Raw genomic sequence first — 16,542 nt, 5'->3', positions numbered from 1 at the left:
CCCACGCGTCGACTCCTATTGGACGAATCGCGCCACAGGGGGTGAACCATGCGACGAAGCCTTCGGTCAGCCACGGTGGCCATCGGCGCGCTCGTCGTCACGCTCGGAAGCGTCATGCCCGCCGGGGCCGTCGCCGGGTTCGGCGATGTGGCCGGCGACGAGTTCTACACCGAGGCCGTGCAGTGGATGGTCGACAACGACATCACCTCCGGGACCTCGCCGGGCTGCTTCTCCCCCGGAACGGCGACGACGCGCGGTCAGGTCGCCACGTTCATCCATCGTGTGCAGGGAGAACCCGCCGGCGGCGACTCCGGTTTCGTCGATGTCGCCCCTGGCGCGTACTACGCGGACGCGGTGGGCTGGATGGTCGAGGACGGGATCACGACCGGGACGACGCCGATGACATTCGCACCGGACCGGCTCGTGACCAGGGGTGAGTTGGCGACGTTCCTTTACCGGGCTGCGGGGTCGCCGGCCAGCGGCAGCGAGTCGTTCGTCGATGTCGCAGCTACGGACTTCTTCGCCGACGCCGTTGGCTGGATGGTGGCCGAGGGCATCACCACCGGTACCTCCGCCACCACCTTCTCCCCTTCCCGCTACGTCACCCGCGGCGAGGTGGCTGCGTTCCTCTACCGGGCGGCCGGCAGCCCTGACGTCGATGTCATCGCGGGCGGCGACTGCGCGACCGCCGCGGCCGAGGTGGAACTGGCGGTCGCCGAGGCCCAGTCGTTCAATCGGCTCAACGAGCTCCGGGCCGGTCTCGGGCTCGCGCCGCTGGTCCGCCTCGCGTCGATGGATGCCGATGCCCGCGACTGGTCCCGGACCATGGACGTGACCGGCGACTTCCATCACAGCGATCTCCCCTACGGTGAGAACATCGCATGGTGGAGTGCGGGATACGCGTCGCCCGAGGCGGCGGCCGACAAGATGCACGAACTGTGGGTCAACAGCCCGGGGCACTACGCCAACATGACCAATCCGCACTACACGGCGGTGGGGGTCGGATTCTGGCGGTCGGATTCCGGCGGGTGGCACGCCACCCACGTGTTCGCGTCCTGACGCCCGGTCGTCCCCCGGAGTCGGTTGCAATTCGAAACTGACCCGGTTTAGAGTCCCGGCACGATGTCCTCGACCGGCGACTGCTCGATCCAACGCACGCTCGACGTGATCGGCGATCGCTGGACGCTGCTGATCCTGCGAGACGTCTTTCGCGGGGTGCGCCGGTTCTCGCAGATCCAGCACGACCTCGGTATCGCCCGGAATCTCCTCACCGATCGCCTCTCCGCTCTCGTCGAGGCCGAGGTCGTCGAGAAGGTTCCCTACCAGGACCGGCCGCTGCGCCACGAGTACCGCCTCACCGAGAAGGGCCGAGCCCTGTCGCCCGCGCTGCTCGCGTTGATGCGGTGGGGCGACGACTGGTGCAGCGACGACGGAGCGCCCACCGAACTCGTGCACGACGAATGTGGCACCCGGCTCGAACTCCAGCCGTGGTGCACCACGTGCAATCTCCCCGTCTCCCCCACCCAGATCTCGTCACGACCGGGTCCCGGCCGTCAAACCCCCGAGGAAGCAGTCCATGCCTCGTCCTGATCTCCTGGCCCTTCCGCTCGACGAGCTCATGGCTCGCGCCCGGGCGGTACGAGACGAGGCCCACGGCACCGTGGTCACGTTCTCGCCCAAGGTCTTCATCCCGCTCACCATGTTGTGCCAGGACAAGTGCGGCTACTGCACGTTCGCCCAACCGCCGGCCCGGCTCGACGCGCCGTACCTCGATCCCGAGCAGGTGCTCGACATCGCCCGGCGCGGCGCCGAGATGGGATGCCACGAGGCGCTCTTCACCCTCGGTGAACGACCCGAGAAGCGGTATCCGGTGGCCAAGGACTGGCTCCGACGCCACGGCTACGACACCACGGTCGACTATGTGATCGCGATGGCACGATTGGTGCTCGACGAGACCGGTCTGCTCCCCCACGCCAACACCGGCGCGATGTACGCCGACGAACTCGCCCGCCTGCGGGCGGTCTCGCCGAGCCAGGGGATGATGATCGAGTCGCTGCGCGACGATCTCGACTGTCACCGGGGCGCGCCCGACAAGGAACCACAACGGCGACTCGACACGCTCGAGTGGGCCGGTGAGCAGAAGATCCCCTACACGACCGGCATCCTCGTGGGCATCGGTGAGGACCGCGAGGACCGGGTGGCGGCGCTCGAGGCGATCGCCGCGTCGCATGTCCGCCACGGACACGTGCAGGAAGTCATCGTGCAGAACTTCCTGCCCAAGGACGGTACGGCGATGCACAATGCGCCGCCCTGTCCCCGCCCCGACTATCTCGAGGCGATCGCGCTGGCCCGGCTGATCCTGCCCGCCGACGTGCACGTTCAGGCGCCGCCGAACCTCTCCGACGACTTCGGGGACCTGCTCGACGCCGGTGTGAGCGACTGGGGTGGCGTCTCGCCCGTCACTGCCGACCACGTGAACCCGGAGCGCCCGTGGCCCGATCTCGATCGTCTCCGCGAGGTGACGGAGGCGCGAGGCCACACGCTCGCGCCGCGGCTCACGATCCACTCACGCTTCGCGTGTGATCCCGACACCTGGATCGACGAGGGCCTGCGCTTCGCGGTGATGGATCGTTCCGACAGCGACGGGTTCGCTCGCGATGATCCGGGCTCGGTCTGGCCCGAACGCACGATGGAGAAGGCCAAGGTCGGCGACGGCGCCGAGTTCGATCTCGTCGGCGACCTCTCGACGCAGTGGTATGTCGGGGCGGGCGGCGATCCGCAGGTACTCGTGCCCGGCCGCGTCTCCGCCCGCGCCGGGAGCGCGGTCGCCGAGGTCCTCCAGGGTGTGCGCGACGGCCAGGACGTGGGGTTCGACGAGATCCTCACGCTGTTCCGGGCACGCGGCCCCGAGGTTGCGGCGGTGGCCGAGGTGGCCGACGAGCTCCGTGCCGAGATCGTCGGCGACGACGTCACCTGGGTCGCCAACCGCAACATCAACTACACCAACGTGTGCACGTTCAAGTGCCGGTTCTGCGGCTTCTCGAAGGGGCCGATGTCGCTCAACCTCCGCGGCACCCCCTACCTCCTCACGCTCGACGACATCGCCGATCGTTCGATCGAGGCCGCCGAACTCGGGGCCACCGAGGTGTGCCTCCAGGGTGGGATCCATCCCGACTTCGACGGCGACTACTACATCGACGTCGCCCGGGCGGTCCATGCCGCGGTACCCGACATGCACATTCATGGCTTCACGGCGCTCGAGGTGACCGAGGGGGCGAAGCGCAACGGCGAGCCCCTGGTCGACTACCTCACCCGTCTGCGCGACGCCGGCCAGCGCTCATTGCCCGGCACCGCGGCGGAGATCCTCCACGACGAGGTCCGTGAGACGCTCTGCCCCGACAAGATCAACACCGAGGAATGGCTCGAGGCCCATCGGGTCGCGCACTCGGTGGGCCTCGGTTCCAACGTCACCATCATGTTCGGCTCGATGGAGCGACCGGAGCACTGGGTCCACCACATCCTGCGGACCCGGGCGCTCCAGGAGGAGACCGGCGGGTTCACCGAGTTCGTCGGCCTGCCCTTCGTCCACATGGCGTCGCCGATCTATCTGCGCAGGATGGCTCGGCGGGGCCCGACCTGGCGCGAGGTGCTCCTGATGCACGCTGTCGCCCGCATCGCCTACCGCGGTCGGATCGACAACATCCAGGGCTCCTGGGTGAAGCTCGGATTCGGCTCGATCGCCCAGCTGCTGCAGGCCGGCGCGAACGATCTCGGCGGCACGCTCATCGACGAGAACATCTCTCGGGCGGCCGGCGCCGATCACGGCACCGGTGTCACTCCCGACGACTTCCGGCGGGTCGTGGAGCCGCTCGGTCGACGGCTCGTCCAGCGCACGACGCTCTACGGACGGCCCGATCTCGATGCGTTGCCGCTCCGGACCACCCGGCGCACCCGGATCGCCATTCCGGTGGCGGGCGCCTAGAGGCCCTGCATGCTGCGGGTGTCGGCGTCGAACTCCGCACGCCCGGCGTCGGCCGAGGCGTTGTGGCTGGAGCGACTGGCGTAGAACGAGTCGCCCGGTTTGCCGATTCGCAGGAGTCGCTTGACGAGTCGGAGCATTCGCACGCGAAGGGTCATGGGCAGAGACTAGACCATTCCTGGCACCCGGTCCGGGCGCAGAAGGGATCATCGTGCATGCAACCGTCCTGATCGCCGGGGGAACGGCCCGGACGTCACTGTCGCTGCGGCGTGGAGCACCACGTACGGCATCGACGCTCGGCCTGCGGTACTCGGTCGTCGCCACGGCGGCGCCGCTCGGGACAGGTGTCCCGCGCCCCCAGTTCGGCCGAGCGACGCTGGTCGCGTTCTGGGACGATGCCGAGGCGGCCGACGCGGGCATCACCGGCCCATGGTCATCCGGTGAGTTCGAGGGGCTTCGGATCGACGCGACCGCGGAGCGAGCCATCGGCAGCTGGCCGGGTGTGCCGACCGACCTTCCGACCGGCCCAGAGCCACTCCACGACGGCGCCGTCCTGGTCATCACCATCGGACGGCTCCGGTTGCTCCAGGCGCCCCGCTTCTTCCGAGCCGGCGCCAAGGCCGAACGACACATCCTCGCCTCACCCGGGTTGACCTGGGCGACCGGTCTCGCCGCCCCGGAGCGGCGGACACTCTTCACGGTGTCGTGGTGGCACGACCAGGCGGCGATGGACGCGACGGTCCGTGGCGCGGGCGACCATCGAGACGCGATGACCGAGCAGGCGAGGAAGGACTTCCACCACGAGTCGGCGTTCATCCGTTTCCGGCCCGTGGCCGTGCGCGGCTCGCTCCAGGGCAAGAACGGCGTCGCGGACCTGGTGCCGTGACCGCGGGCTACAGCGGCACACCGCTGCCGAAGAAGTTGGGAATCAAGGCCGGCCATGTCGTCGCGGCGCTGGACGCACCGGGGCACCTCGAAGCGCTGCTCGCTCCCCTCCCCGACGGTGTGGTGCTGCGCGAGTCGGCCCGCGGGAAGCCGGACGTGAGTCTCGTCTTCTGCGCCGACCGCCGGGCGCTCGATCGCCGCCGCCGTCAGCTGTGGACGCTGGCCTTCCCCGACCGGTCGGTCTGGGTGTGTTGGCCGAAGAAGTCGAGCCCGCGCTTCGTCGACCTGACCGAGGACCAGGTCAGAGAGGTCGTGCTGCCCGACGGGCTCGTCGACGTGAAGGTCTGCGCGATCGACGATGACTGGTCGGGACTCAAGGTCGTGGTCCGGAAGGAACTACGCGGGAGTTGACGGCGGCTATCTTCGGACGGTGACCGACTTCCCCTCGAACTATCGGACCGGCGACGACGACCTCGATCGGGAACTGGTCGCCCTGCTCGACGCGCATGTCGACCCCGCGGATCGCGAATTCGTCTTCGAACTGATGGTGTCGGCGATCCGGCTGTCTCGCGAGGAAGTCGATCGGGGTGAACTGAAGATGGTGGCGGCGGCCGTGAAGGAGTTTCGCTACGCCTTCGGGGTCTTCGCTCCCTACGAGGGCATCCGAAAGTGCACCGTGTTCGGCAGCGCCCGTACCAAGGTGGGCGACCCTGCCTACGTGTGCGCCCACGACTTCGCCGAAGCGATCGCCGCCCGTGACTGGATGGTCATCACCGGCGCCGGCCCGGGAATCATGGAGGCCGGCCACGAAGGTGCCGGCGCTGACAAGAGCTTCGGCGTCAACATCGTCCTTCCGTTCGAGTCGGAGGCCAATCCGGTCATCGCCGACGACCCCAAACTCATCAACTTCAAGTACTTCTTCACCCGCAAGGTGATGTTCGTCAAGGAGTCGCACGGCTACGTCATGTTGCCGGGCGGCTTCGGCACGATGGACGAGGCGTTCGAGTTGTTGACCCTCGTACAGACCGGGAAGTCGACGCCGGCCCCCATCGTTCTGCTCGATCCGCCGGGAGGGACCTATTGGAAGCGATGGAAGGAGTTCGTCGAGATCGAGCTGCGTGACGAGGGAATGATCACCCCGGACGATCTCTCGCTGGTCAGGGTGACCGACTCGATCCAGGAGGCGGTCGACGAGATCTGCGACTTCTACCGCACCTACCACTCCATCCGCCAGGTCGGGTCGCGCCTGGTGCTACGCCTCCACCGCGACATCGGCGACGAGGAGTTGGACACGCTCAACGATCGCTTCGGCCACATCGTGGCGAAGGGGCGGATCGAGCGGATCGACGCGACCGACGCCGAGAGACGCGACGACGACCACGTCGACCTGTTCCGGCTGGCCTTCCGCTTCGACAAGCGGAGTTGGGCGGGCGTGCGTCAGATGATCGACGCCCTCAACGCTGCGTCGTAGGTCGGCCTAGGCGAACGGGTCGTCGTTGGGTTCGTCGAGGAGGTGGATCGCCTTCTCGACGGCGCGCCGGGCCCGGGTGAGCCGCTTCTCGTCGACCGGGAGTTCGGTACCGCCCGCGTCGATCGATTCGCGCAGTCGCTGAATGGCCAGGTCGGCCAGGTCCTCGGCGATCACTTCCAGCCGGTTCTTGATCTCGTCGAACTCTCCTGCCACGTAGGAGACCGTATCGGGTGACGACAGGGCTACCGTCGCCGGGATGGATGCGGCCGACCTGCACGAATGGGTGACCTTCACCGACGACGACGGCCACAGCTGGCAGTTCGACGTCACGTTCATGATGAGCAACTACGGCTGCATCTACGGCCGAGGCTGTCCCGGCGTGTTCACCGAGCTCGCTCCGGAGTACGAGCACGGCTGCTGCACCTATGGCGCACACTTCGTCGACAAGGCAGACCGGGAGGCAACCGCGAAGCGCGCGGCCGAGCTCGGGCCCGACGAGTGGGAGCTGCGCGACCGAGCAGAGGAGATGGGCGGCGCCATCCACAAGAACGACGACGGCGACTGGGTGACCCAGACGGTCGACGATGCCTGCATCTTTCTGAACCGGCCCGGCTTCGCGAAGGGTGCGGGCTGCGCGTTCCACCAGGCCGCCGTCGCCCGCGGTGAGCGCCCGCTCGACTGGAAACCCCAGGTTTGCTGGCAGGTTCCGCTGCGCTTCGATCAGTGGACCGACGACAACGGCGTCACCACCTACCTGTTGCGGGAATGGAAGCGCCACGACTGGGGTGAGGGTGGCGCCGAGTTCGCCTGGTGGTGCACCGACGATCCTCTGGCCTTCAACGAGGATCGGCCCGTGTGGCGATCGTTACGCGAGGAGATCGTCGAGCTCGTCGGCCAGGGTCCCTACGAGAAGCTCGTCGACTATCTCGTGCATCGCGAGGCCACACATCCCGAGGCCCCGGTGTTCCTCCCCCACCCTCAGGTCCGACGTCGCGACGAGAATCCCCTGACATGACGCTCAGGTAGGCCCTCGTTCGGCCGAAAGGAGCGTTGTGACTGCTTTTACCAGCGATGATCTCAACGCCGCGGCCGATGAAGCGGGAATGATCTTCCCCGCCTACGTGATCGACCAACTGGTCGCGGCCATCGACTCGGGCAAGCATGTGATCCTCACGGGCCCGCCGGGTACCGGCAAGACCACCCTCGCCTACATCGCGTCGGAGGTCGCCCGCAAGGCGATGTTCTGCACCGGCTACCTGCCGACCACGGCCACGACGGAGTGGACCACGTTCGAGACGATCGGCGGTCTGCAGCCCACCGCCGAGGGACTCATCTTCCGGCCCGGCCTGTTCGTGGAAGCCATCGAGACGGGGCGCTGGCTCGTGATCGACGAGTTGAACCGGTCGAACTTCGACCGGGCGTTCGGCCAGCTCTTCACCGTGCTGTCCGGATCCGCCGTCGTGTTGCCGTTCAAGCGCAAGGGCCAGCCCCACCCGATCTCGCTCGTGCCGAGCGGGGTGGAAGCGCCCGAGGACACCGACGTCATCCGGGTCTCGGCGAACTGGCGCATCATCGCCACGATGAACGTGTTCGACAAGAACCTGCTCTTCGAGATGTCGTACGCCCTCATGCGCCGATTCGCCTTCATCGAGGTGGGAACGCCGCCCGAGAGCGCCTACCGCGAACTGCTCCAGGGCAAGGGCGAGGTCGTCCAGCATCTGCTCGGCCTGCGGGCGTTCAGCGATCTGGGCCCGGCCGTCTACATCGACGCGGCCAAGTACGCAGCCCGCCGTGCCCGCGACGGCATCACCGAGTCGCGACTCATCTACGAGGTCTTCTACGCCTACTTCCTGCCCCAGTTCGAGGGCATGGAGGAACGGCGGGCGATGACCCTCTACCGCACCGTGGCCGAACACCTCGATCCGCCGGAACAGCTCGAGGCACAGCGGACGATCAGCGACATCCTCGGTGTCGAGCTCGTGGTGTGAGCACCCCTCGGCTCGATCCTTTCGATGCCTCGCTCGAGCCCACGGCCGAGTTGTGGAACCGGTTGGCCCGTCCCTTCGACATGGCCCACACGGTCGACGCACTCCTCGGCCTGTCGACCGATGTCGTCGAGCAGCTCGTGGGTGTGCTCCTCGCGACGTGCGACGAAGCCGAGACGCTCCTGCACGACATGCCTCGGACCCTGCGGACCCTGAAGACCTCCGTCGGATCGAACAACGAACGCTGTGTGGGAGAGCTCCGCGGTGCCATCCAGTGGTCCGAAACCCTGGCGGCCCAGGCGTCGAGTCTCGGCAACCGCGACGTCTACGTCTGCGCCTCGACGCGCCGGGCCTACGACATCGAGGAGAACCAGGTCCTCGTCGGCGCCTTGCAGGCCGTGGCGAGAGCGGGTGCCGGCGTCGACATCGTCGACCAGGACTCCTACGAGGACGAGGGCCTTCGGCGCGCTCGCCACAACGCCAAGGTGGCTCGGCGCTACCTCGACCACCGCACGCTCGAAGCGGTGCGGGTCGACGGCCGGCCATCGGCCCGTGCGATCAAGCGCACCCGTAGTGGGAAGTCGAGAGCCGCCTATCTGCCTGCGCTCGCGATGCTCGAGCGGGTCAACGAGCCGCTGTCGCTCGACGAGCTCTCGCCCTACTGCGACCAGCGCACCCGTGTGCAGCACGGCGTGCTCGTGGGGGTCATCGAAGAACTCGAGGCCCGGGGGATGCGGGTACCGGCCCTGCGCGCCGAGGGCGGATCGCTCTTCGCCGGTCCGGTCGAGTTCGTGCATCCTCGCCGGCGAGGCGATCGATCCCGGCTGCACGGGATCCTCATCGGCAATGTGCTGGTCGACGTGCCGGAGCGGCTCAAGAGCCGCGATCGTCGGGCCACAGAGCTCGAACTCGAAGCCCGAGCACACGGGCGACGGGTGGTGGCGATCGTCGAGCCGACCGACATCGTCCACGCCGTCGATGTCGCCGTGATCGCGGCCCGAGGCGGCTGAGTCGCTCCCCATCGGTGTGAGCCGCCCGTCGCGGGTGTAGGAAGAGAAGGCGTGAAGAAGTATCTCGCTGCCGTCGCCGGCGGCCACGACCTCCGACTCCTGGCTGCCTCCGTTGCGACGGGTGTCGTCGTCGCGGTCATCGTGGCGATGTTCGAGGCGCTCACCCAGCCGGTGCTCTTCGAATGGCTGCTCGAACAGTCGCTCGTCGTGATCGTCTTCGCGCCGGTGGTCGGATTCACCGCCGCCCAGCTGATCTTGCGCTTTCTCGGACGGGGGACGACCGCGTCGACATCAGACGAGTACATCCGGGTCTTCCACGACCGACACCCTCGGCTCCCGATCGGCGAACTCCCGGGCAAGTTGCTCGCCGGGGTCGCGACGATCGGCATGGGTGGCGCGGTCGGGCTGGAAGGTCCGTCGATCTACGCAGGGTCGAGCATCGGACTCTGGACCCACGAGAAATTCGGTGGGTTCCTGCGTCGGGACGAAGCGCGCCTGCTGCTGACCGCCGGCGCCGCAGCTGGCGTGGCCGCGGTGTTCAAGGCACCGGCGACGGGCGTCATCTTCGCGCTGGAGGCGCCCTATCGCGACGACGTCACACCGCAGGCGTTGCTGCCGTCGCTGCTCGCGGCGGCAGCCAGCTATGCGACATTCGTGTCGCTGGTGGGTACCGAGCCCGTCATCCCGTTCTTCGCCGAGGGCAGCGTCCTGCTCGAGGAGGAGGGCAGCGTGTCGGTGCTCGGGGTCAACCTCTCGGATCTGCTCGGCGCATTGCTCCTCGGTATCGCGGCCGGGCTTGCGGGTCGTGGGTTCGCCTGGCTGATCCGGCGGGCGAAGGCCGGCGCCAAGACGGTCCCGCTCCCGACCCGGCTCCTCGTCGCCGGCGCGTCGATGGCCGCACTCGCGTGGATCGCCCAGGAAGCGTTCGACGAGCCGCTCACCCTCGGCCCGGGCACGCAGGCGATGGGTTGGGTCGTCGGCGGGCACGGGCTCGGTCTCATCGCGCTCCTTTTCGGGTTACGGGTCGCTGCCACCATGGCGACGGCCTTCGCCAGCGGTGTCGGCGGGATGTTCATTCCGCTCGCCGCGCTCGGCGTGGTGCTCGGCGAGTTCGTGGGGTCGGCGATCGGCAAGAACGACACGGCGCTCTACCCGATCCTCGGTCTCGCCGCGTTCCTCGGGGCGGGCTATCGAGCCCCGATCGCGGCGGTGATGTTCGTCGCCGAGTCGACGGGCGGTGTCGGGTCGTTCGTGGTGCCCGCCCTCGTCGCCGCGGCGGTGAGCCAGGTCGTGGCCGGGCCGTCGTCGATCGCCGATTACCAGCGGACCCGGCGGCTCGGCCATCTCGAGCGGCGATTCGAGTTGCCGTTGACCTCGATTCTCTCGACCGACGTGTTCACCGTGCCGTCCGACGCGACGGTCTCGGAGTTCGTCTACGTCCATGTGCTGGGTCGACGCGAGCGGATCGTCCCGGTGGTCGACGGTGGCCGGTTCGAGGGCATGGCCCGCCTCGAGGACATCTCCGAACTCGACCGCGATCTCTGGGAGGAGACCACCGTGGGCGACTGCATGGCGACCGATCTCCCCACCGGGCGCCCGTCGTGGACGCTGCGCGACGCGGTCGCGGCGATGGATGCGTCGCGTACCGACGTCCTCGCCGTCACCGACGGGGAGGGTCACTTCATCGGTGTGGTCACCGAGGACGAAATCCTCAAGCTCGACGAGATTCTCGACGAGACCGGCGGCTGATCCGACCGGTCAGCCGTCGTCGGACTCGGCGTCCTCGAACTCGTCGGCCCATGCCAGGTGCTCCGGCTTGGGCTCGCCATCGTCGTCTTCGTTGAAGCTGTCGAGGAGGGCGTCGAAATCGCCGTCATGTGAGCGTTTCAGCTCACGGGCCTCCTCATAGCGCCGGTGTCGCCCCTTCTTCACCTGATGAGCTCCCATTCGACAACGTCAAGACGACCGATTGTAGCCCCGTTCGAGCCGTGCGCCCACGTCACACGACAGGTCGTTTGGATCGTTCCTCGAGGACGACCGCCCCGTTCTCGAATGCGAGTGCCGCGTCGCCCGACACGAGCCGACGGATCGGTCCCCCGGCGACCGCGGCCCGCCAGCCGGTGGCGAGGCGGGCGTCGTCGTCGCCGCGGACCAGCGCCTCGACATCGGAACGGGTGGCGAGAAGCGCGGGGTCCAACGCCCGGTCGTGGGCGACCTGGTTGACCCACGCAGCGACGAGCGCCACCGCGGGTCGGAGATCTTGCTTGTCGGCGGGTCGCCGGGGCGGTCGAGGAGGTTGCCAGTCGGACGCGATCCCCTCGGCGACGGCCGCCAGGATGGCCGGCCCCAATGACCCCTTGGCGAGACCCTTGTCGATGCCTCGCACCCGGGTGAGCCCCTCGAGGTCGGTCGGCGCGGCCTGGGACACGCCGACGACGGCGATGTCGGAGAGCACGAAGCGTACGGGCTGGTCGATCTCGGCCGCACGCCGCTCGCGCCACGCAGCCACCGAGCGGGCGATCGTGAGCGCCTTGCCCTTGAGATGGCGGGCCTCCTTGATCTTGCGCCATGCCTCGTCGGGGTCGCGCGGGCCGCGCCAGCGGGTGCGCATGATCTCGCATTCGTCGGCGGCCCATTCGGTCCGCCCCCGCTCCTCGAGTTGGGCCGAGAGGCGGTCGTGGATCTCGAGCAGGCGGTCGACGTCGGAAGCCGCGTAGTCGAGCTGTGCCTTGCCCAACGGACGATCGAGCCAGTCGGTGAGCCGGTTCGACTTGGGGAGCTGGACTCCGAGTTCGCGTTCGTGCAACGAGGCGAGGGACGGGGTGGACATGCCGAGGAACCCGGCTGCGATCTGTGTGTCGAACAGACGCTTCGGGACCGCCCCCGTGGCGAGCTCGAGCACCTCCAGATCCTGCGACGCGGCGTGCAGCACTGCGAGCGCATCGCTGTCCATCACGGCTCGCAGCGGCGCGAGGTCGACGGCCAGGGGATCGATCAGCACGAGGTCGCCGGGCCAGGCGATCTGGACCAGCGCGACCTTGGGCCAATAGGTCCGCTCGCGGTGGAACTCGGTGTCGAGCGCGTAACGAGGTTGCTCGAGCAGCGCCTCGACCACGGGGTCGAGGTCGTCCTGGCGGTCGATGATGCGGTAGTCGACCACCCGTCTCAGCCGCCGACGCCCGAGACGCTGGGCTTGCCGGATTCGACCCAGGCCCCCATGCCCCCGGCGACGTTGACGGCGTCGATGCCCTGCGAGCGGAGGAACTCCGCCGCTCGGGCGCTGCGGCCGCCCTTGGCGCAGATCACGTAGACCGGTCGGTCCGTCGGGAAGCGTTCGACTGCAGCGGTCACCGTTCCGAGAGGGACCAGCGTCGCCCCCTCGATGTGGACGTTCTCCCACTCGTCGTCCTCGCGGACATCGAAGACCGGGGCTCCGGTGGCAAGTTGGCGTTCGAGTTCGTCGACGTCGATTTCGGGCAAGTCCATCTCGGCGATGCTAGCGAGGCGAGCCGGCACAGGACTCACCGGCCCTCACCGTCCAGGTCCTCCGGGCGATCGGCGTCGCGGAACCAGCGCGGGTCGCCCCCGAGGAAGCGGGCGACGGTGAGCGACCCGACCGCCTCGCGTGGGGCCCGCACTCCGGCGAGGAACGCAGCGCGCAAGGTGTCGAGCGCCGATCGGCGCCACACGGCATGCATCCATTGCATCTCGCCGTCGACGACGGGGACGGCGACGTCGGCGCTGCCGAGGGCATCGACGACGCTGCCGACCGCGATCGCCGACGCGTGGGTCAGATCGCAGGCCAGGACTGCGACCAGGTCGGTCGGTACGGACTGCAGCGCCGTGAGGATGCCTCCCAGCGGACCCTGGCCGGGCCAGAGGTCGCCGACCGCCTCGAGTCCGAGTGCTTCGATCGCGGCCCGGTTGCCGCCGACCACCACGACGGGATCGGCACCCGCCGAGGCGAGCGCCTGGACCGCACCTTCGACGAGGGTGCGGCCGTCGAGCGAGATCAGGGCCTTGTCGGTGCCCATGCGGCGGGATCGTCCTCCGGCGAGAACCGCCCCGCCGAACGACTCGGCTCGCTTCGCGGGTGCCGCGTGGTTCACTCTGCGGGCGGCCATTCGGGGTCGAGCTGCTTGAGGAAGAGGGCGCAGCGTTCGTCTTCATCGGTCTCGCCGATCGCGGCGGCCATGCGCTGGAGGCCGCTCAGGGCGCGCAGGAAGCCGCGGTTCGTCTCGTTGCGCCAGCGGACATACCCACTCCCCCGCCAACCGCTGGCCCGGAGCCGATCGAGGCCGCGGTGATAGCCGGTCCGGTAGGCCGCGTAGGCCAGCGCAGGCTCGTCGACGGCATCGCCCAGGGACGCCCATGCCGCCAGGAAGGTGGGCCAGCGGGCGCAGACGGCACCGACGGCGGCAACCCTGTCGTCGGCCGCCAGCGCGGCGTCGAGCGCGGCGAGCGCCTCGTCGGGTTCGGGCGCCAGCACGGTGTCGGGCGGACCCTCTCGGTACAGGTTGACGTCGGTCATGGCCGGGATCCTACCGACATGACCCGGTGGCGTCGGGCGGCGGCCCTACGATCTCGTCGTGATGTTCGCCGCACTCCCCGACTGGCTCGACCCCGAACTCCTCACGTGGATCATCCTGGTCGTGATCGCGGTCGTGCTCTATCTGATGTACGTCGTGGTGCGCTTCGTGCATCGGATCGCGCTCAAGCTCACGCTGTTCGTCCTGCTCGGCGGGATCGGGCTCTCGCTGTGGGTGCAGCGAACGGACCTCGAGGACTGCGCCCGCACGTGCGAATGCAGCCTCTACGGCCAGACGGTCGAGGTGCCGTGGGAGCAGTTGCCCGAAGACGTCCGGGTCCGTCTCGGTGACGGCGAGGTCGGATGCCGGGTCCCGCCCGAGGTCGACGCCTAAGGGACGCGCTCGATCCGCAGCACGTTGGTCGATCGGCTGCGGCTGTCGGAGCCGGCGAGCACGGCGACCGTCTCGCCCGATCGGATGTGACCCTCCGCCTTCGCGTGGCGGATGGCTTCGGCGACCATGTCCTCGTTGCTGTCGCGGGGCTCGATGAGCATCGGGAGCGTGCCCCAGCTGAGGGTCAGCTGCTGCACGGTCGCCTCGTTGACCGAGAAGCCGAGAATCTCGGCCTCCGGGCGGAACCGGGCGATGGATCGCACCGTGAATCCCGAGCCGGAGATGCACAACACGTGTTCGATACCGAGTTCCTGCGTGGCCCGCCAGGTCGCCATGGTCATGGCGTCGGTGACCGACGCGGCACCGGCCTCCTCGTCGGTCATGCGGAAGTCGGCGAGCATCTGCGCCCACTGTTCGTGGTCCATCTCCTCGTCGGCGCGTCGCGCGATGCGACTCATCGTGCGCACGACGTTGACGGGGTCTGTTCCGATCGCCGTCTCGCCCGAGAGCATGACCGCGGAGGAGCCGTCGAACACCGCGTTGGCGACGTCGGATGCCTCGGCCCGGGTGGGTGCGGGGCTGGTCACCATCGACTCGAGCATCTGGGTGGCGGTGATGACCGGTCGGCCGCCGGCGATGCAATCACGGATGATCTGCTTCTGGAGGTGCGGAAGATCCTCGAGGCTGCACTCGTTGCCGAGGTCGCCACGGGCGACCATGATCGCCCCGGCGGCCTCGATGATGCCGGGCAGGTTGTCTACCGCGGCGCGGGTCTCGATCTTGGCGATCAGCAGCGGTCCGCGCGGATGCGGTTCGGTGCCGACGCGGCGGATGTCGTGGGCCGAGCGGACGAAGCTGATCGCGATCATGTCGACCCCGACGTCGACGAAGGCGTCGAGGGCGAGGAAGTCCTCGTCGGTCGGCGTCGAGATCTGGAGGCGGTCCGACGGTACATGGATCCCCGGTCGACCGCGGAGGCGGCTGCCGTGGACCACGGTGGCCAGCATCTTGTCGGTCGACTTCTCGGTGACCTCGAGGATCGCCCCGCCATCGCCGACGGTCAGGCGGTCGCCGATCTGCACGTCGGTGAGCATCCCCTCGTAGTCGACCTCGATCACCGCCGAGGTGGACGCGTCGGTCCCGGTCCGCAGTTCGACGGTGTGACCGGAGGGCATGTCGATGCCGTCCTCGCCGAATGACGCGGCCCGCACCTTCGGCCCCGGCAGGTCGACGAGGATGCCGACACGGCGTCCCTCGTCGGCGGCGACCTTGCGGATGCGGTGGAACCGCTCGAGTCCGTCGTCGATGGTTCCGTGGGCCAGCCCGATACGGGCGACGTCCATGCCGGCGCGGATCATCTCCCGAAGGGTGCCCTCGTCCTGGGACGCGGGCCCGATGGTGGCGACGATCTTTGTACGGCGATGCATGCTCGGATGGTAGTGCAGCGCGCCGCGCGGCCTTTGCCACCGGACGCGTGCGTGTGCTCTCGCCCGGTGGTGGGAGCCTCAGTTGAGGCGAGCGCGAAGTCGTGCTGCCCGTTCGAGGACTCGACCGCCGGCCGGGTGGTCCGGACTCCCGACCACTGCCCGTTCGAGCAGATCCGCCGCATCGTCGTAGCGTCCACGCAGCTCGCAGAGTTCGGCGAGTGCCTGCAGGTCGGGTGGGTCGGCGGGGACGCGCACGCGGATGGCGAGAAGCCAGTCGAGATCTCTCGGGCTGCGCGAGCGGAAGCTCACGGTGAGGTTGTTGAGCACCCGTTGGACGATCGACCGGGGCGCCACTGGTTGGAGATAGCTCGGATCGAACACGGCGTCGGCGCCGTGGAGCGCTCGGAAGCGCGCCTCGCATGCGGAGGCCGAGATGCGCGAACCCTGGTGGTACGGATCGATGAAGCCGTCGGTGTCGCTGCGTTCGCGAACGAGGAAATGGCCCGGCATGCCGACACCGACGAGCTCGATCCCCAGCCGTCGACCGACCTCGACGAGCACCACCGCGAGCGTGATCGGCATCCCCACGCGTCGTTGGAGGACCTGGTCGAGATAGCTGTTGCGGGGATCGTGGTAGTCGTGGCGGTCGCCGTCGAATCCTTCGCTCCCGAAGAGATGGCGGATCAGGGCGTCGACCGTTGCCTCAGGACAGGAGGCGGCGAGGTGATCGAGCGTGGCGAGGCCGGCGTCGACGTCGGCCGTCGAGTCGGGACGGGCGGCGGCGAGCAACAGCAGCGACTCGTCGAGCGGTATGGCGTCGCTGCCCGACAGCAGAGCGGTCAGACGATCGGCGGCGGTCACGG

At 68.7% G+C, this 16,542-nt stretch carries 20 protein-coding genes; 11 read left to right on the top strand and 9 right to left on the bottom strand.

Going from position 1 to position 16,542, the window contains the following annotated elements:
• Positions 1 to 48 precede the first annotated feature (48 nt).
• The 3 genes from R2707_04135 to cofH all read left to right on the top strand — a co-directional run bounded on the left by R2707_04135 (position 49) and on the right by cofH (position 3,982).
• Positions 49 to 1,059: an S-layer homology domain-containing protein gene (locus R2707_04135; protein MEZ5244263.1), complete on the top strand. Its 1,011-nt coding sequence runs from the start codon at positions 49 to 51 to the stop codon at positions 1,057 to 1,059.
• Positions 1,060 to 1,122: 63 nt separating this feature from the next.
• A complete protein-coding gene (locus R2707_04130) occupies positions 1,123 to 1,590 on the top strand; it encodes a helix-turn-helix domain-containing protein (protein MEZ5244262.1) in 468 nt (155 codons plus the stop codon).
• Positions 1,577 to 3,982: a 5-amino-6-(D-ribitylamino)uracil--L-tyrosine 4-hydroxyphenyl transferase CofH gene (gene cofH / locus R2707_04125; GenBank protein MEZ5244261.1), complete on the top strand. Its 2,406-nt coding sequence runs from the start codon at positions 1,577 to 1,579 to the stop codon at positions 3,980 to 3,982. Before R2707_04130 ends, cofH begins: the two co-directional genes overlap by 14 nt.
• On the opposite strand, the gene R2707_04120 is transcribed toward cofH, so the two are convergent.
• Positions 3,979 to 4,137: a hypothetical protein gene (locus R2707_04120; protein MEZ5244260.1), complete on the bottom strand. Its 159-nt coding sequence runs from the start codon at positions 4,135 to 4,137 to the stop codon at positions 3,979 to 3,981. The genes cofH and R2707_04120 overlap by 4 nt on opposite strands.
• A gap of 53 nt (positions 4,138 to 4,190) precedes the next feature.
• On the opposite strand from R2707_04120, the gene R2707_04115 reads away from it, so the two are divergent.
• The 3 genes from R2707_04115 to R2707_04105 are packed head-to-tail and all read left to right on the top strand — an operon-like array spanning position 4,191 to position 6,335.
• The gene (locus R2707_04115; GenBank protein ID MEZ5244259.1) at positions 4,191 to 4,865 is read left to right on the top strand and encodes a hypothetical protein; all 675 of its coding nucleotides are present in this window, start codon (positions 4,191 to 4,193) and stop codon (positions 4,863 to 4,865) included.
• Complete coding sequence (locus R2707_04110; GenBank protein MEZ5244258.1) at positions 4,862 to 5,275, top strand: DUF3052 domain-containing protein; 414 nt, start codon at positions 4,862 to 4,864, stop codon at positions 5,273 to 5,275. Before R2707_04115 ends, R2707_04110 begins: the two co-directional genes overlap by 4 nt.
• A 19-nt stretch (positions 5,276 to 5,294) precedes the next feature.
• Positions 5,295 to 6,335, top strand: coding sequence for a TIGR00730 family Rossman fold protein (locus R2707_04105; protein ID MEZ5244257.1), 1,041 nt, complete (start codon positions 5,295 to 5,297; stop codon positions 6,333 to 6,335).
• A 6-nt stretch (positions 6,336 to 6,341) separates the two neighbouring features.
• Here R2707_04105 and R2707_04100 read toward each other — a convergent pair whose 3' ends face one another.
• On the bottom strand, positions 6,342 to 6,548 hold the full coding sequence (locus R2707_04100) for a hypothetical protein (GenBank protein MEZ5244256.1): 207 nt from the start codon (positions 6,546 to 6,548) through the stop codon (positions 6,342 to 6,344).
• Between the two features lie 43 nt (positions 6,549 to 6,591).
• Between R2707_04100 and R2707_04095 the strand changes: the two genes are divergently transcribed.
• Genes R2707_04095 through R2707_04080 form a run of 4 tightly spaced genes read left to right on the top strand, consistent with a single transcriptional unit; the run spans position 6,592 to position 11,079 of the window.
• Positions 6,592 to 7,350: a hypothetical protein gene (locus R2707_04095; GenBank protein MEZ5244255.1), complete on the top strand. Its 759-nt coding sequence runs from the start codon at positions 6,592 to 6,594 to the stop codon at positions 7,348 to 7,350.
• Positions 7,351 to 7,387: 37 nt separating this feature from the next.
• Entirely contained in the window at positions 7,388 to 8,323 is a 936-nt protein-coding gene (locus R2707_04090; protein MEZ5244254.1) for an AAA family ATPase, read from the top strand.
• Positions 8,320 to 9,330 carry a hypothetical protein gene (locus R2707_04085; protein MEZ5244253.1) on the top strand — a complete coding sequence of 337 codons (1,011 nt, stop codon included), beginning with the start codon at positions 8,320 to 8,322 and terminating at the stop codon, positions 9,328 to 9,330. Before R2707_04090 ends, R2707_04085 begins: the two co-directional genes overlap by 4 nt.
• Before the next feature lie 51 nt (positions 9,331 to 9,381).
• Positions 9,382 to 11,079, top strand: a complete 1,698-nt coding sequence (locus tag R2707_04080; GenBank protein MEZ5244252.1) for a chloride channel protein — start codon at positions 9,382 to 9,384, stop codon at positions 11,077 to 11,079.
• Between the two features lie 9 nt (positions 11,080 to 11,088).
• Here the strand turns inward: R2707_04080 and R2707_04075 are convergent, their stop codons facing one another.
• The 5 genes from R2707_04075 to R2707_04055 are packed head-to-tail and all read right to left on the bottom strand — an operon-like array spanning position 11,089 to position 13,861.
• Positions 11,089 to 11,277, bottom strand: coding sequence for a hypothetical protein (locus R2707_04075; protein ID MEZ5244251.1), 189 nt, complete (start codon positions 11,275 to 11,277; stop codon positions 11,089 to 11,091).
• 52 nt (positions 11,278 to 11,329) lie between these two features.
• Positions 11,330 to 12,490 (bottom strand): ribonuclease D, encoded by a 1,161-nt coding sequence (locus tag R2707_04070; protein ID MEZ5244250.1) that lies wholly within the window; start codon positions 12,488 to 12,490, stop codon positions 11,330 to 11,332.
• 5 nt (positions 12,491 to 12,495) lie between these two features.
• Positions 12,496 to 12,816: a rhodanese-like domain-containing protein gene (locus R2707_04065; protein MEZ5244249.1), complete on the bottom strand. Its 321-nt coding sequence runs from the start codon at positions 12,814 to 12,816 to the stop codon at positions 12,496 to 12,498.
• 35 nt (positions 12,817 to 12,851) lie between these two features.
• Positions 12,852 to 13,454 carry a molybdenum cofactor guanylyltransferase gene (locus R2707_04060; GenBank protein MEZ5244248.1) on the bottom strand — a complete coding sequence of 201 codons (603 nt, stop codon included), beginning with the start codon at positions 13,452 to 13,454 and terminating at the stop codon, positions 12,852 to 12,854.
• Complete coding sequence (locus R2707_04055; protein MEZ5244247.1) at positions 13,436 to 13,861, bottom strand: DUF3151 family protein; 426 nt, start codon at positions 13,859 to 13,861, stop codon at positions 13,436 to 13,438. Before R2707_04055 ends, R2707_04060 begins: the two co-directional genes overlap by 19 nt.
• A gap of 58 nt (positions 13,862 to 13,919) precedes the next feature.
• Here R2707_04055 and R2707_04050 point away from each other — a divergent pair, with 58 nt between their 5' ends.
• On the top strand, positions 13,920 to 14,252 hold the full coding sequence (locus tag R2707_04050) for a hypothetical protein (GenBank protein ID MEZ5244246.1): 333 nt from the start codon (positions 13,920 to 13,922) through the stop codon (positions 14,250 to 14,252).
• Here R2707_04050 and pyk read toward each other — a convergent pair.
• Entirely contained in the window at positions 14,249 to 15,679 is a 1,431-nt protein-coding gene (pyk, locus tag R2707_04045) for a pyruvate kinase (GenBank protein ID MEZ5244245.1), read from the bottom strand. The genes R2707_04050 and pyk overlap by 4 nt on opposite strands.
• A 78-nt stretch (positions 15,680 to 15,757) precedes the next feature.
• A complete protein-coding gene (locus tag R2707_04040) occupies positions 15,758 to 16,540 on the bottom strand; it encodes a transglutaminase-like domain-containing protein (protein ID MEZ5244244.1) in 783 nt (260 codons plus the stop codon).
• Positions 16,541 to 16,542: the final 2 nt, after the last annotated feature.

It is taken from the genome of Acidimicrobiales bacterium (assembly GCA_041394245.1).
Lineage (GTDB): Bacteria > Actinomycetota > Acidimicrobiia > Acidimicrobiales > Aldehydirespiratoraceae > JAJRXC01.
The sequence above is the reverse complement of the archived record's forward strand: the minus strand, read 5'-3'. Positions and strand labels throughout refer to the sequence as shown.